The sequence below is a fragment of the Bacillus taeanensis genome, assembly GCF_003318295.1.
GTDB classification, from domain to species: domain Bacteria; phylum Bacillota; class Bacilli; order Bacillales; family UBA6769; genus Maribacillus; species Maribacillus taeanensis.
Genome location: NZ_QOCW01000007.1, coordinates 54,953 through 70,991, shown reverse-complemented (window position 1 = coordinate 70,991; position 16,039 = coordinate 54,953). Strand labels below are relative to the sequence as shown.

Here is a 16,039-nt window from a genome sequence, read left to right as displayed (position 1 = left end):
TTTATTTCTAATCTTTTTGCACCGCTATTATATCACAGATTGTTTTTATCATTCATTGATTTCCTTCGATACAAAAGTTCTATCCAGTCATAAAAAGGGCGAACAAAAGAATCATAGTCTTTCCTTTGAATATTATCCTTCATAAATTTCCTACATGTCCTTAAATAGTAAAACAGCTCTTTTCGCTGATGCTGATAATAGGCAAAAATTATAGAAAGAGATGGTTTAAGTAAAGGAAGTGCAGCTGCATTTTCGTTTATATAAGCGAACATCTCAAACAATGGTTTCGACTCCAGGATATGTTCGCCAATCGAAGATAACGTGCGGTATTCAAATCCGTTAAAATCATTTTGACGAACGGCACCAAGCTGACCAAATGCTACCCTTCTAGAAGTTGGATCATTATAATCGATAACGGCCATTGGAAGACCTATATAAGCATCCAATAATGCCGCATGTTTAAATGTAGGCGGTTTATTCCCTATATGAAGGTGACTCCCTAAGAAGAAATATTTATAAGGATTAGCTCCTCCAATTAATTTCATTCCGTTTTCTTTTAACAGAATAGAAAAGGGCTTGTATAATTGAAGTAAATGGGTAAATAATTGGGATGCTGATATGCCCGGTTGGGGCCTTAATTCTAAAATAGGGTGAACAACTTTTTGTTTTTGCATCACAGCTGCTGCATCCCAACCAATGTTATGATCTTCTGCTAATAACGCACTTGCTGCAATCCACTTGTTTCGTTCTTTATGATACACCAGCCCCTCAATATCCGCTCCATATGTGAGCTGCTTGGATTCTTGATACCGATTAATAAATGCAATAATAGTGTTTTTTTCATAAGACGTTACATTGTAAAGAAGCCTTTCTTGTACACTATACACTGAAAATTTCTTGCCATCCATTCGCTGAAGAACACACTCTCCAAGCGGTATATTTAAATAATATAAAATTCTTAAAGCTTGTTCGATTCCTTCTTTCAAACCATAAAGTCCACTGCAATTAGCTGCTTTTTGCCAGTCTATCTTTCTTTTTATAGATGTTGCTCCATCCGGTATATATAGAAAGACTTCAAGTGCTTCAAAATGAAAATTTCTTACTTTAATTGCTACTCTTTTTGAATCAAAGTTTTTTATGATCGAACACTGATGTGCTTTTAATGCTGAAAAGTTTATTTCAGTGCTCTTTTCATAGTGAAGTATTTCATGAAAATTCCCCATTATTTTTTGTATTTCCATACAATCACCGCATTTCCAGCAATCTTGAATAAATCGAGTGAGTTTACGCACGATAAAAATTAGGAAGAAGGTTTCCCTTCTTCCCGGTAACAAAAACTATTATTCCTCAAGCTCACCTAATAAAAAGTCTGGCTCTAAATCTTCAAATTCTTCATCTTCCACATCATAGTCCCACTGCTTATCATCAATGTCGCTGATGCATCCTTCAGGATTTACATAAACACATACTTTTGTTTCACCAATTACCTCCGCCTTAAATTCTCTTTCTACCTGCACAACAATTTTATGACCATTTGGAGCGATGGTTGCCTCAAGACAATTTGGCTGTTGAATCGCACGAACAATTACATCTAACTCATCTTGAATACAATTTTCATCATGAATGGTTAACGGAATTAAATCTTTATACTTGACTGTTTCCGTGACAACTTCTGTTTTCGTATTCTTGCTGTAAGAGTACCAAATGTTAATGTCATAGCTTCCTTCTACCTCAACACAATCCCCGTGTTTTCCTGCTTTATATGCATGATTAATAATCCAGCACCCTAAAATACTCGTTGGTTTATGGGACGGTGTAATCGTATGTGTCGCTTGAGAAAACTTGCGACCTTTTCCACAAACTGCTTTGGTGATAATCTCTCTGTAATTATCATTGTCTATAAAAGACATTGGATCATACCTCCTTTTCAACTCTTCATTGCCATCTTATGCAGGACAAATGACTATTGTGCGAATAAGTTTTATCATGCCTATCTCTATCCTATGATGAAGAGTGAAAATGGTTTACGGAAATTTTTTATTTTTCCTAATATTTTAGTATATGAAATTTTAAGGTTATACAAAAAAAGCTGATGGCATCATATGATACCATCAGTGAAATGAAAGATTCTTTTTATAATCCGCAGCCGTTTGATTGAGCAGAACCCGTCTTACCCTGCAGAATGTTTCCGCCGGTTGATTTAATAATTTCATCTGTTACCGTATTAGAAACTGTTGAAGCGACAATCTGAAGGATGTCATTTACATCAGTTTGAGACTGTTTAAATTCTCTGACAACCGGTATTTGATCTAGTTCTTCTTGAAGTTGATCAATTTTTTCTTCTACTTGTTTTAAAGCTTCATGCTTTTTGTAGTGCTGTAAGTTTACTGCTTCTTTTTGATATTTTTTAATTTTAGAGATTAGCTGCTGCACTTTTGCATTTTGATTAATTTGTTCTTCTGCACGTTTAAAAAAGTCTACCTCTTCTGTTGCTGCAATCATTTTAGCTAAATCCTGTGCTTTTTCGATTATTTCTGCGCGTGTATATGTCATAGTGTCACCTCAGCCTCATCTTTCACATATTCACCGTCAAGTGTCCACGTTTTTGCTTCTGTAATCCGAACATTTACTAACTCGCCAATGAACGATTTTGGCGCTCTAAAGTTCACTACTTTATTGCCGCGTGTATGACCTGTGAGCACTTCTGGGTCTTTCTTACTTTCACCTTCTACAAGCACTTCAACAATTTGACCTTCATATTTCTTATTTTTCTCTAGTGCCATGTTGTTTACAAGTTTGTTTAGGCGCTGCAGGCGTTCTTTCTTCACTTCCAGCGGTACATTGTCTTGCATTTTTGCAGCAGGTGTTCCTTCACGCGGTGAATAGATGAATGTATAAGCAATATCATAGCCTACTTCTTTGTATAATGAAAGCGTTTCTTCAAATTGTTCTTCTGTTTCATTAGGGAAGCCGACAATAATATCTGTTGTTAAAACTGCATTTGGAATTGTTTCTTTAATTTTATGAACAAGCTCTAAATACTGTTCTCTCGTATATTTACGAGCCATTAATTTTAAGACATCAGAGTTGCCGTGCTGGACCGGCAAATGAATGTGCTCAACAAGATTTCCACCTTTTCCAAGCACTTCAATTAAGTGGTCGTCAAAGTCTCTTGGATGACTTGTTGTAAAACGAACACGAGGAATATCAATTTTACGGATTTCATCCATTAAATCGCCTAATCCATACTTACCTTCTAGATCTTTTCCATATGCGTTTACGTTTTGACCTAGCAGTGTAACTTCTTTATAACCAAGACGAGCGAGTTCTCGTACTTCCTCAATAATATCACGAGGTTCACGACTGCGCTCTTTTCCGCGTGTATAAGGAACGATACAATACGTACAGAATTTATCACAGCCATACATAATATTAACCCAACCTTGAATATTACCTTTACGGGCACGTGGAAGGTTTTCAACAATATCTCCTTCTTTTGACCATACTTCTACAACCATTTCTTTACTGTACATTGCCTCTTTTACAAGCTGCGGCAGGCGATGAATATTGTGCGTACCGAAAATCAAATCAATTTGCGGATGTTTTTGTAAAATTTTATTAACAACCGATTCTTCTTGAGACATACATCCACAAACACCGATAATTAAATCAGGGCGTTCCCGCTTCATTGGCTTTAAATGACCAATTTCACCAAATACTTTGTTCTCTGCATTTTCGCGAATGGCACATGTATTTAATAAAATAATATCGGCTGTTTCGGTGTCTGTTGTTGCTTCATATCCCATTTGAAATAAAATCCCTGCCATTACTTCCGAATCATGATCATTCATTTGACAGCCATACGTGCGAATATAAAACTTCTTTCCTTTCCCAATGTTTTTCATATCATCAGGAATCAAAAAATCACGATGAATTTGTACTTCTTCTTTTCCACGCCTCTTTGCATCTTTTAAAGATGGCTGTTGATAGGTACTTTCAAAATATTTCGCAAAATCAGCCGTAGTCTTTTGACTGGATTTTTTGTCCAGAGACTTTTCAGCCGAGTTGCCTGTTTGATGTAAACGTTGTTGTTCGTTCATTTATTACCTACTCCTTTCATTTATGAATCACAGTTTCATATTATAACATAATTATTTTATAACAAACATTTCGTTTTTTACAAAGTTATTACTATAACCAACGCTTGCAAAAATTATCCCCCTAACATAAATGCTAGGGGGATCTTTTACCTTTTACATAAACTCTGAAACTAACTCATTAAATTTATCTTCTTGAAGCGTTAAATCTGCATGCACCAACGGTTTCTCACTATAACCATGCGCAAGTTCTTGATAAGACTTTTTCGTTTTATCTTGATAAATAAGTCCTTTGACAAGACCATTGTTTTCCATTAATGTTTGCATCGCTGTGATGCGGTTTTGTGGATCATAGCCGTCAATCTCTGCCAGACTTGTTAAATTCTCTTTAAACCAATCATATGTGTTCACTTTATTATACGTCACACACGGACTGAATACATTAATTAATGAAAAACCTTTATGCTGCAGACCTTGTTCAATAAGAGCTGTTAATTCTTTTAAGTCACTTGAAAAGCTTTGAGCAACAAATGTTGCACCAGCAGTAAGCGCCATTTCCATTACGGAAAGTGCAGACTCGACTGAACCTTTTGGTGTACTTTTTGTTTTAAAACCCATCTCACTTCTTGGTGAGGTTTGCCCTTTTGTTAATCCGTAAATTTGATTGTCCATTACAATATACGTAATGTCAATATTACGGCGGATTGCATGAATGGTATGCCCCATTCCGATAGCAAAGCCGTCACCATCACCACCCGAAGCAATAACAGTTAAATCACGGTTACCCATTTTTACACCTTGGGCAATTGGTAATGAACGCCCATGAATGCCGTGAAAACCATAGGAATTAATATAACCAGAAATACGGCCAGAGCAGCCAATTCCTGATACTACTGCCAAGTCTTGGGGTTCTAAACCAACATTAGCAGTCGCACGCTGAATAGCAGCTTGAACGGAAAAGTCACCGCATCCCGGACACCAGTTAGGTTTTACTTTGTTACGAAAATCTTTAAATGTTGCCATTTAGAACAGCTCCTTGCATTTGTTATGAACTTCTTTTGGTAAAAACGGATTACCATCATATTTTAAGAGGCTGTGAATTTTTTCAGCATTTCCAACATTCATCTTGATAAGGCTTGCAAGCTGCCCCGTCGCATTGTTTTCTACCACAACGACTTTTTTCGCTGAATTAATCAGCGGCTTTAATTCATCGCTTGGGAACGGATGAATGAGACGAATATGAGCATGATTTACTTTTAAACCATCTGCTTCTAAACGCGGCATTGCCTCTTCAATAACGCCTCTTGTGGAAATATAACCTACTAGTAAAATATCTGCTTCTTCATGAGGTGCATTTTTATAAACAGGTGTTTCAAAGCGCTTTTGAACGTTATTAAGCTTACGCATCCGTTTATCCATTTGCGCTTGACGGTTTGCTGCTACTTCTGATGGTTTACCAGTTTCATCATGCTCCACCCCTGTTACATGGTGAATACCATTTTTCATTCCTGGTACAACGCGTGGTGAAATCCCGTCTTCTGTTACTTCATAACGCTTAAAGTATGCTTTGTCTTCACTTTCTGGAATTTCAAGATTTAAGTCAAGCTTTCCGCGTGAAATATCTATTTTACTGTAGTCTAACGGTTCTACCGTTTGTTTACCAAGTGAAAGCTGCAGATCTGTTACAACAATAACAGGACATTGATACTCTTCTGCTAAATTAAAAGCCTGAATTGTATCATAAAACGCTTCTTCCGCTGTACTCGGCGCCATAACGATTTTTGGAATTTCACCATGAGTTCCGTAAATCATCGCCATTAAATCAGATTGTTCCTGCTTTGTAGGAAGCCCTGTACTCGGACCGCCGCGCTGTGTATCAATGACAACAATTGGCTGCTCTGTCATTCCAGCTAAACCGAGTGCTTCCATTTTTAATGAAAGTCCAGGTCCTGCTGATGCTGTAAAAGCACGAACACCTGCATAGTTTGCACCAATAGCCATTGTAGCTGCCGCAATTTCATCCTCTGTTTGAATAACCGTACCACCAAACTCAGGAAGCTTTTTAATAAGGTATTCCATAATCTCAGAAGCCGGGGTAATTGGATATGCTGCCATAAAACGAGAACCAGCAGCAAGAGCTCCTAAACCAATTGCATCATTGGCAATCATAAACATACGTCTTTTTCCGTCTGCTTTTTCTAATTGAAGTGCTTCAATTTTTCCGCCTGCTTCTTTATTAAAATACTCGGCACCTTGACGAATCGCTTCCATATTCTTTTCAACAATTTTTTGTCCTTTACGGCCAAATATTTCTTCAACGACTTCAAGATATTCTTCAGGATCAAATCCCAATACTGCACTGGTTGCCCCAATTGCTACCATGTTTTTCATCAGTGATGTACCGAGCTCATTTGCAATTTCTGTAAATGGAACCGCATACATTCTCGCTTTTATTTCATCTGACTTAACTGGATTAAATTTTGCGTCAGCAATAATAATGCCTTCCTCATGAAGCTCGGGTGCATTCACATCAATTGTTTCTTGGTCAAAGGCAACTAAAATATCAAGATCATCTGAAATCGAACGCACTTGTTTTGTACTTACACGAATTTTATTATTTGTATGTCCACCTTTAATTCTTGAAGAAAAATGACGGTAACTGTATAGGTAATAGCCCATGCGGTTTAATGCAATTGCAAAAATTTCACCTGTACTATCAATACCTTCCCCTTGTTGACCGCCAACTTTCCATGAAAGTTGATCTACCATGAGATCTCCACCCCTTTAGTTCTTTAGTCCAACCTCAACAACAATTAGTCTAGCATTTTAATTCCATTTTTTATACGATTATACATTTTGCTTTAGTAATATTTAAGAGTTTTTATTTACTAATCGAATACAATGATAATCCTAATAGGGCAAAATTTCAACCCTTCTGCACAATTTTTGAAGGAAAAATTTCATTTTTTTATTTTTTCAAGCTATTGAAAACGTTTTTTGAAGTTTTCATATAAAAATCCAACAACAAGTTTTTCAGAATAATGTTTTAACAGTTCTTCAATAAGCCGCTCATAATCCCGATAATGTTTTAAATCAATTAAGGTGTTTTCAATTCCATCAAAATCTGAACCAAATCCAAGCTTCTTCTCCCCTCCAAGCGCGCAAATATGATCAATATGTAATAAAACATCTTTTATACCTGCTGTACCTCCTTCTTTTAAAAATTCAGGTACAAATGTTACTCCTATTGAAGCATCTTTTTTTAGAAGCGCATCTATCTGTTGATCCGTTAAATTTCTTGGATGATGGCAGAGCGCTTTTGCATTTGAATGAGAGGCAATAACATAGTCCGCTAACTCTATCACATCCCAAAATGCCTGTTCACTCAGATGCGAAACGTCTGTCCATACATGATGAGCATTATTTTCCTGTACAACATGCCTTCCAAACCTCGTTAGACCTCCTCCTCTAGGCTCTAGAGCTCCATCTGCAACCGCATTTGAATAATTCCATGTTAATCCTACTGAGCGAACTCCTAATCGAAACAACGTACGCAGCTTTGTAAGGTCTTGTCCAATTGCTTCACATCCTTCTAATGTTAGGACTGCTCCAATTTCACCATCTTTTAACTCCTCAATATCATTTCTATTTTGAACCAATTTAATAAGTTTTTTGGAAAGGATTTTTTGATAAAAAATATCGATCATTTCAAGTGCTGTTTGAAATTGCATTTGTTCATGAACGCTTTCTGGAATATAAATTGCAAAACATTGAATATTTTTTTTTCCAGTATTCAGTAAACTCTCATAATCAACATGCAAACGCTGATCGTACTGAAAGTTAATTTTTTTATTTCTCCACATTTTATAGAGAACATCACAATGCGCATCAAAAATATTCATTGTTTATCACCTTCCCTTTTTAAATTTATATGAAAATAATAATGACTTTTCTTTGATACAAAAAGCCTGTTTGTTCAGTGTGAACAAACAGGCTTTTGTGAAAGATATGCGTATAAGCTTTTTGTCCAGCTTCAAGCACCATCAGCTCGAGGTCACAAGCCGATAAACGGGTGCTTTGCGCTTTTCTTAATTTATCTTGGTTCTACAATTAATTTAATTGCTGTTCTTTCTTCACCATCAATTAAGATATCAGTAAAGGCCGGGATACAGATGAGGTCAACGCCACTTGGTGCTACAAATCCTCTCGCTATCGCTACTGCCTTAACGGCTTGATTTAATGCACCTGCTCCAATTGCTTGGATTTCAGCAGCACCACGCTCACGTAGTACTCCTGCAAGTGCACCGGCTACAGAATTAGGGCTAGATTTTGCTGAAACTTTTAATATTTCCATTTTATTAGTACCTCCTTAGTGATATACTCCCTTTCCTAACTATATTCACGATTGATTTCCGTATTCCTTCTACCATTAATAAATTTTCTTAACATTCAGTTATTCAGTCAAAGAAAGGATAATCTTCATTAATTAAGATTCGTTTGATAGAAGACGCCGCACCTGTTTCCCGATTTACTGTTACTAAAACACCACTTAACTGTTCCCGTCCTTTTGTTACTTCAAACCTAACTGGAAGATTTGTTAAGAACTTCTTCATAACAGCCTCTCGTTCCATACCTAAAATCCCATCGTATGGTCCAGTCATTCCAACATCTGTTATGTATGCAGTTCCTTTTGACAGGATTCGGTTATCTGCTGTTTGCACATGAGTATGTGTTCCAACAACCGCTGTAACACGACCATCTAAGTACCAACCCATTGCCTGTTTTTCACTTGTTGCTTCTGCATGAAAATCAACAAATATGTAAGGGGTATGTTTTTTCAAAGCCGATATACACTCATCTGCTTTTTGAAACGGACAATCTAAAGGCGGCAAAAATGTCCTTCCCTGCAAATTAACAATTCCAATTTGTATATCATTTATTTTTACTAGAGTTGCCCCTTCACCCGGTGTGCCTTCAGGAAAATTAGCCGGTCTTATCATATTTGATGCCTCATCAATAAACTCAAAAATTTCCCGATTATCCCATGCATGGTTACCGAGGGTCACCGCTTGCGCACCAGCTTGTAAAAATTCTTTATAAATTTTTTGGGTAATCCCCCGTCCCCCCGCAGCATTCTCGCCATTGACAATTGTGACTGTTGGATTATATTTCTTTTTTAATTTCGGTAAGTATTCATTTATCATTTTTCGACCAGGTGATCCAACCACATCACCGACAAATAATATTTTCATAATTAAGCTCCAATCTACGAATCATTTCTTTAGTATGTTACCCTTTCCTGCTGACATAAACCATTATGGTCATCTATTCAGGTTCAGCAAAAAACTTTGCTTTATTTTCTTGATATAACAAAATAAAGTGGTTAATTAACCACTTTATTTTGCATACTCTACTGCCCTAGTCTCACGTACAACTGTAACTTTTATGTGACCTGGATAGTCAAGTTCATTTTCAATTTTCTTTGTAATTTCTCTAGCAAGACGATAAGATGCTAGATCATCAATCATATCAGGTTTTACAATGATACGAACTTCTCGGCCAGCTTGAATTGCATATGATTTTTCTACTCCCTCGAATGATTCGGAAATCTCTTCAAGCTTTTCTAAACGACGAATATACGTTTCCAATGTTTCTCTACGCGCGCCTGGCCGTGCTGCAGACAATGCATCTGCTGCTGCTACTAACGTTGCAATTACAGACGTTGCTTCTGTATCACCATGGTGTGAAGCAATACTGTTAATAACGACTGGATGTTCTTTATATTTCGTGGCAAGTTCCACCCCAATTTCAACATGACTTCCCTCTACTTCATGGTCAATTGCTTTTCCAATATCATGAAGCAGTCCAGCACGGCGAGCAAGATTTACATCTTCACCTAATTCTGCCGCCATTAATCCTGTTAAATAAGCAACTTCCATTGAATGTTTAAGAACATTTTGTCCATAACTTGTACGATATTTTAAACGACCTAATATTTTAATTAAGTCTGGGTGAAGACCATGAACACCAACTTCAAATGTTGTCTGTTCACCTACTTCACGTATATATTCGTCAACCTCTCGGCGTGATTTCTCTACCATTTCTTCAATACGCGCTGGGTGAATTCGCCCATCTTGCACAAGCTTTTCTAACGCGATTCTCGCAATTTCACGTCTTATCGGATCAAAACCAGATAAAATTACTGCTTCAGGAGTATCATCAATGATTAAATCAATGCCAGTTAACGTTTCAAGAGTCCGAATGTTTCGTCCCTCGCGTCCGATAATTCGACCTTTCATTTCATCATTTGGAAGGGTAACAACAGATACTGTTGTTTCTGCAACATGATCTGCTGCACAACGTTGAATAGCTAGAGAAAGAACTTCTCTTGCTTTTTTATCCGCTTCTTCCTTCGCACGGTTTTCCATTTCTTTGACCATAAGCGCTGTTTCATGTGCCATTTCTTTTTCAACTTCACTAATAATTGTTTTTCTTGCTTCTTCACGAGTTAATCCTGAAATGCGTTCCAGCTCAGTTTGATGCTGGGTTAACATTTCCTCCACTTTGCTTTCCATCTCTTCTATTTGCTGTTGTTTTTTGGTGAGAGATTCTTCTCTTTTTTCTAAAGAGTCCTCCTTTTTGTCTAAGGATTCACTTTTGCGATCAAGAACCTCTTCTTTTTGTACCAAACGATGCTCTTGTTTTTGAAGGTCGTTTCTGCGTTCACGAATATCGTGTTCAGCATCAGTACGAAGTTTATGGGTTTCATCCTTCGCTTCTAATAATGCTTCTTTCTTTAACGCTTCTGCCTCACGCTTTCCATCTTCAATGATTTGTTGCGCTGCATGTTCTGCACTGGAAATCTTCGCTTCGGCAATTGATTTGCGTACAAGATATCCAACAACTGTCCCAACAAACACAGAGACAAGCACAGTGGAGATGATAATTACTAAGTCCATCTATTTCACCTCCTCTAGCTATCTACTTGTTGGTTCTCTACAACGATTGCTGTTTTGTTTTTAAAATGAAAAAGTTTGTTATTCATACAGCACAAGCTAAAACATGTGACATTTTCAATTTCTTGAATTTCTTAGAAATTAAAAATCTACAATCTTATTTTATAGTTCGTAAAAAAGCTTGTCAAGGCTCCTTATTTGACTTACAGCCCTCAACGTCCTATATCCGCCCCATTTCTTTACATTTATAGAAAAATAAGCACCTACTAGGAGGTGCTTATTTTAGAAATAATATATTATTCTTCTAACAATGATGCAGGTTCTTCTTCAGGAGTCTCTTCTGCCACATAAACTTCCTCATCCAGGTTATGATGAGTACGAATTTGAACAGCAATCGCTTGTTTTACTTGTGGATTTTCTTTTAAATACTGTTTTGCATTTTCACGCCCTTGTCCAAGACGTTCACCTTCATACGAATACCATGCACCACTTTTTTGAACGATATCTAGATCGGAACCGATATCTAAAATTTCACCTTCTTTTGAAATTCCTTCGCCATACATAATATCTACTTCTGCTTGTCTAAATGGTGGGGCTACCTTATTTTTTACAACTTTAATTTTTGTTTTATTACCAACCATATCGTTGCCCTGCTTTAATGTTTCTGCACGGCGTACTTCAAGACGTACAGATGAGTAGAACTTTAACGCACGTCCACCTGGAGTCGTTTCAGGGTTTCCGAACATAACTCCTACTTTTTCACGGATTTGGTTAATAAAGATCGCCATTGTTTTAGACTTATTAATCGCACCAGAAAGCTTGCGAAGTGCTTGCGACATTAAACGCGCTTGAAGACCTACGTGAGAATCTCCCATTTCTCCTTCAATTTCAGCTTTTGGTACAAGTGCTGCAACAGAGTCAATAACGATAATATCCACTGCACCGCTTCGCACAAGCGCCTCTGCAATTTCTAACGCCTGCTCACCTGTATCAGGCTGAGAGAGCAGCAGTTCATCAATATTTACACCAAGTTTTTGTGCATAGACAGGATCAAGAGCATGCTCTGCATCAATAAATGCCGCTTGACCGCCATTTTGCTGTACTTCCGCAATCGCATGTAGGGCAACTGTCGTCTTACCAGAAGATTCCGGTCCATACACTTCGATAATACGACCGCGCGGATATCCTCCTACACCTAATGCGATATCTAATGCTAATGAACCACTTGACATTGTTGACACTTTACGGTCTGTTTGCTCGCCAAGCTTCATAATTGACCCTTTACCAAACTGCTTTTCTATTTGTCTAAGCGCCATATCTAACGCTGCTTTACGATCACTCACAACATTCACTCCTTTTTTTCAACTATCACTATCATATCTTGTTTTTGACATTTTGCCAATAGTTTTTTACGAACATTTATTCGTAAATTTTCCAAGGGTGAATAACTTGACAAATGTTAGCGAGTTTCTTGAGGTTTAGCAGGCTCTAAGTGAACTCGAATCCCGTTTAATCGCTCCTGCCTTAATACCTCATAAACAAATGGAGCGGCCTCTTGAGAAACTTCAAAGAATGAAAATCTTTCAAAAATATCAATTCGACCAACTGCTTCTGGCAAAATACCTGCTAAAGTTGAAAGTTCTTCAACAAGTTTTTTAGGATGAAGATCAACATTGCGTCCCACATTTAAAAAGAAACGAACCATTCCTTTTGCCCCGCCTGTATTACCAAATTGATATTCATTTGGTGTATTAGGTTGATCTTCGATACGAAGCTGCTGTTCTAAGAGGGCTGCTACTACCGCTGATGCATCTCCTGCTTCAAGGAGCTCAACTGCCATTTTTTCATACATAGAATCAATATCGCTTGATTGAACAGCTTGTTTAACAGCATGCTTTAATTCCTTGTATTTTCGATCTATGACAGATTCTGCATTTGGAAGAATCTCTTCAGGTATTGTACTCTGAATTTTTGATTCAATTGAATGCAAGAACTTCATGTCCTTTGGCGTGACAAGAGTTAATGCTGCACCTTTTTTACCAGCACGGCCTGTTCGGCCGATGCGGTGTACATACTGCTCAGGATCTTCCGGAATATCGTAGTTAATAACATGAGTAACATTTGCTACATCAATTCCTCTAGCTGCGATATCTGTCGCGACAAGAATATCAATTTTCAGCTGACGAAATAAACGCATCACATGCAGGCGCTGCGGCTGTGTTAAATCTCCATGAAGACCTTCTGCTTGATAGCCGTTTGCTTTTAAAGATTCTGTTAAGGCAGCAACTCCTTTTTTCGTCCGGCAAAAGATCATTGCTAAGCCAACATTTTCATTTTCTAAAATTCGGTTTAATGCATCAAATTTATAAGATTCAAATGTTTTATAATACATTTGATCAATGGTCGCTGCTGTTTCATTTCCTTTTGTTACAGATACTCGTTTTGGAAATTTCATATATTTTTTTGCTAATGTTTGAATATCATCTTGCAGTGTGGCAGAAAAAAGCAATGTTTGTCTTTCACTTGGCATTTTGCTAAGAATCGTTTCAATATCATCAATAAAACCCATATTTAACATTTCATCAGCTTCATCCAATACAATATTGCAGATATCATCTGTTTGCATTGTTCCGCGGTTTAAATGATCAATAATTCTTCCTGGCGTGCCAACAACAATTTGAGCGCCCCCTTTTAACTCACGAACTTGCGGATAAAAAGGCTGTCCTCCAAAAATAGATGCCACACGAATTTTTTTATATTTTGCAAGCTTACGAAGCTCAGAGGCAACCTGCATAGCTAATTCACGAGTTGGCGTTAAAACAACGGCCTGTAAGGCACGCTTTTGTGACACTCTCTCAACAAGGGGAATACCAAATGCCGCTGTTTTTCCTGTTCCTGTTTGAGCTTGACCAATAACATCTTCTCCATTTAATAAGAGAGGTATCGCCTTTAATTGAATTGGTGTTGGCTCTTGAAATCCTATATTGATAAGTGCGTCTTTTACTGGTTTGGAAATTTTTAAGTCTTGAAATGTTTTCATAAAATATTATTCACCTTTCTTTAAATGCTTCAACAATAAAGAATAACCATATTGAATGGTTCGCTTACGAATGCCTTCTCTGCTGCCAGCTAGTTGTAGTTTATGTACATATTCTTGGTTATTTCCAGAAGCGATTCCAATATAAACAGTCCCAGGCTCTTGTCCTTCACTTTTTGAGGGCCCAGCCACACCTGTAAAGCTAATCCCAATGTGAGCATTTGTTATTTTCTTTATATTAACGGCTAAACTTTCTGCGCAGGCTGCGCTAATCGCTCCTTCTGTTTCAAGAAGCTCATGAGGAACATGTACAAGCTGTTCTTTCATCTCTTTTGTATAGCAGCTGACACCGCCTTTAAATACATCACTCGCTCCAGGCAAATCTGTAATGGTTTGGGCAAACATTCCACCTGTTAAACTTTCTGCACAAGCAATCGTTTTTTGCTGTTCTTGAAGAAGTCTAAACACTTCATCCCTAAGCGATGTTTCTTCATAGCCATAAAAGTATTGTCCAATTCGTTGGTAAATGGTTTCTTCAAGCTGATCTAACATTTCTTCCGCTTCCTGTTTATTCTTATGTTTTGCAGTAATTCGAAGCGTAACCTCTCCGTCAGCAGCTAACGGGGCAATAGTAGGATTTGTCTGAGTGTCTATTATGTCTTCAATGTCTGTTTCTAACTGTGATTCCCCAATTCCAAAAAAGCGAAGCACACGGGAGACAATTTGATCTTTAACAATTCCTTCCTGCTGTAAAAATTGTTTTCCATACTTTAAAAACATCGGCTTTAGTTCTTTAGGAGGTCCAGGAAACATCATATATATTGTATTATTTTCCTTTACAGCCATTCCCGGGGCCATCCCAAAATCATTCGCTAACACTGCTGACCCTTTTAATACGAGCGCCTGTTTTTTATTATTGGGAGTCATTATTCGGTTTGTACGCTCAAAATAAGCTGTAATTTGATCCATTGCCTTTTGATTATATACTAACTCCTTTTTTAAAAAGGATGCCACGGTTTCTTTTGTTAAATCATCTTTCGTAGGTCCAAGTCCACCAGTAAAAATGATTAAATTAGAACGGTCTTTTGCAACATTAATTGTATGCTGTAATCGCTCTGCATTATCACCTACAACCGTATGATAATATACATTCACCCCAAGTTCCGCCAACTGTTTCGATAGAAATTGTGCATTGCTATTACATATTTGCCCAAGCAATAGTTCTGAGCCAATCGCAATAATTTCTGCATTCATTTTAAAGAACCTCTTTTCTTTTCACAAGGAAAAAGGGAAACAATAGCTGTCCCCTTATATGTGTGCTTATTTGGATTTTAAAACAACATGTTTATTTTTCACAAAATAGTCCCAGCCAGATAAAATCGTTAATACTAGTGCTGCCCATAAGAAAAGATCTGCTAATGGAATGGACAGAGCAGTAAATGGAATATTATGTAACAAGAGCAGAATAATTGCAATAAGCTGCACTGTTGTTTTCCATTTTGCAATATCACTTGCCGCAATAACTGAACCTTCTGAAGCCGCAACTAAGCGAATGCCTGTAACAGCAAACTCCCTGCTTAAAATAACAATTACAATCCATGCAGGCGCAAGTCCAATTTGCACAAGAGAAACAAGTGCTGCTGTGACAAGAAGCTTGTCTGCAAGGGGATCAAGAAACTTGCCGAAGTTTGTAACAAGATTATATTTTCTTGCGAGATAACCGTCTACCCAATCTGTCATAGAAGCAATAATAAAGATTAATGCCGCAATAAAATGAGCCGTCGGCAGCGTATCATTTAATATAGTCATGTCTCCAAGCGGAAGGGGCGCTAATAAAAAAATCATAAATAGCGGAATAATTAATACTCTTGCAATCGTAATCTTATTTGGTAAGTTCATTAATTGGTGTGCCTCCCATAAAAAATAATCCTAGGACCATATTATATTCT

At 37.4% G+C, this 16,039-nt stretch carries 14 protein-coding genes; all 14 read right to left on the bottom strand.

Features of this window, described 5'->3' with window-relative positions; translation table 11 throughout:
* Positions 1 to 32: 32 nt before the first annotated feature.
* The 14 genes from DS031_RS08690 to pgsA all read right to left on the bottom strand — a co-directional run bounded on the left by DS031_RS08690 (position 33) and on the right by pgsA (position 15,989).
* On the bottom strand, positions 33 to 1,241 hold the full coding sequence (locus DS031_RS08690) for a putative amidoligase domain-containing protein (RefSeq protein ID WP_113805661.1): 1,209 nt from the start codon (positions 1,239 to 1,241) through the stop codon (positions 33 to 35).
* A gap of 99 nt (positions 1,242 to 1,340) precedes the next feature.
* Positions 1,341 to 1,910: an outer spore coat protein CotE gene (locus DS031_RS08685; protein WP_113805659.1), complete on the bottom strand. Its 570-nt coding sequence runs from the start codon at positions 1,908 to 1,910 to the stop codon at positions 1,341 to 1,343.
* A gap of 223 nt (positions 1,911 to 2,133) precedes the next feature.
* Positions 2,134 to 2,553 (bottom strand): YlbF/YmcA family competence regulator, encoded by a 420-nt coding sequence (locus tag DS031_RS08680; RefSeq protein WP_113805657.1) that lies wholly within the window; start codon positions 2,551 to 2,553, stop codon positions 2,134 to 2,136.
* A complete protein-coding gene (miaB, locus tag DS031_RS08675; RefSeq protein WP_113805655.1) occupies positions 2,550 to 4,100 on the bottom strand; it encodes a tRNA (N6-isopentenyl adenosine(37)-C2)-methylthiotransferase MiaB in 1,551 nt (516 codons plus the stop codon). Before miaB ends, DS031_RS08680 begins: the two co-directional genes overlap by 4 nt.
* A gap of 153 nt (positions 4,101 to 4,253) precedes the next feature.
* On the bottom strand, positions 4,254 to 5,120 hold the full coding sequence (locus tag DS031_RS08670) for a 2-oxoacid:ferredoxin oxidoreductase subunit beta (protein ID WP_113805653.1): 867 nt from the start codon (positions 5,118 to 5,120) through the stop codon (positions 4,254 to 4,256).
* Positions 5,121 to 6,866: a 2-oxoacid:acceptor oxidoreductase subunit alpha gene (locus DS031_RS08665; protein WP_113805651.1), complete on the bottom strand. Its 1,746-nt coding sequence runs from the start codon at positions 6,864 to 6,866 to the stop codon at positions 5,121 to 5,123. It abuts the gene before it with no gap.
* Positions 6,867 to 7,078: 212 nt separating this feature from the next.
* Positions 7,079 to 7,999: a dipeptidase gene (locus DS031_RS08660; RefSeq protein ID WP_113805649.1), complete on the bottom strand. Its 921-nt coding sequence runs from the start codon at positions 7,997 to 7,999 to the stop codon at positions 7,079 to 7,081.
* A gap of 191 nt (positions 8,000 to 8,190) precedes the next feature.
* A complete protein-coding gene (gene spoVS, locus DS031_RS08655) occupies positions 8,191 to 8,451 on the bottom strand; it encodes a stage V sporulation protein SpoVS (protein ID WP_003328863.1) in 261 nt (86 codons plus the stop codon).
* A gap of 103 nt (positions 8,452 to 8,554) precedes the next feature.
* The gene (locus DS031_RS08650) at positions 8,555 to 9,349 is read right to left on the bottom strand and encodes a TIGR00282 family metallophosphoesterase (protein ID WP_113805647.1); all 795 of its coding nucleotides are present in this window, start codon (positions 9,347 to 9,349) and stop codon (positions 8,555 to 8,557) included.
* Positions 9,350 to 9,493: 144 nt separating this feature from the next.
* Complete coding sequence (gene rny / locus DS031_RS08645) at positions 9,494 to 11,056, bottom strand: ribonuclease Y (RefSeq protein WP_113805646.1); 1,563 nt, start codon at positions 11,054 to 11,056, stop codon at positions 9,494 to 9,496.
* 293 nt (positions 11,057 to 11,349) lie between these two features.
* Positions 11,350 to 12,396, bottom strand: coding sequence for a recombinase RecA (gene recA, locus DS031_RS08640; protein ID WP_113805644.1), 1,047 nt, complete (start codon positions 12,394 to 12,396; stop codon positions 11,350 to 11,352).
* 116 nt (positions 12,397 to 12,512) lie between these two features.
* Positions 12,513 to 14,093 carry a DEAD/DEAH box helicase gene (locus tag DS031_RS08635; RefSeq protein ID WP_113805642.1) on the bottom strand — a complete coding sequence of 527 codons (1,581 nt, stop codon included), beginning with the start codon at positions 14,091 to 14,093 and terminating at the stop codon, positions 12,513 to 12,515.
* Positions 14,094 to 14,099: 6 nt separating this feature from the next.
* Positions 14,100 to 15,344, bottom strand: coding sequence for a competence/damage-inducible protein A (locus DS031_RS08630; protein WP_113805641.1), 1,245 nt, complete (start codon positions 15,342 to 15,344; stop codon positions 14,100 to 14,102).
* A 66-nt stretch (positions 15,345 to 15,410) separates the two neighbouring features.
* The gene (gene pgsA / locus DS031_RS08625) at positions 15,411 to 15,989 is read right to left on the bottom strand and encodes a CDP-diacylglycerol--glycerol-3-phosphate 3-phosphatidyltransferase (RefSeq protein WP_113805639.1); all 579 of its coding nucleotides are present in this window, start codon (positions 15,987 to 15,989) and stop codon (positions 15,411 to 15,413) included.
* Positions 15,990 to 16,039 lie beyond the last annotated feature (50 nt).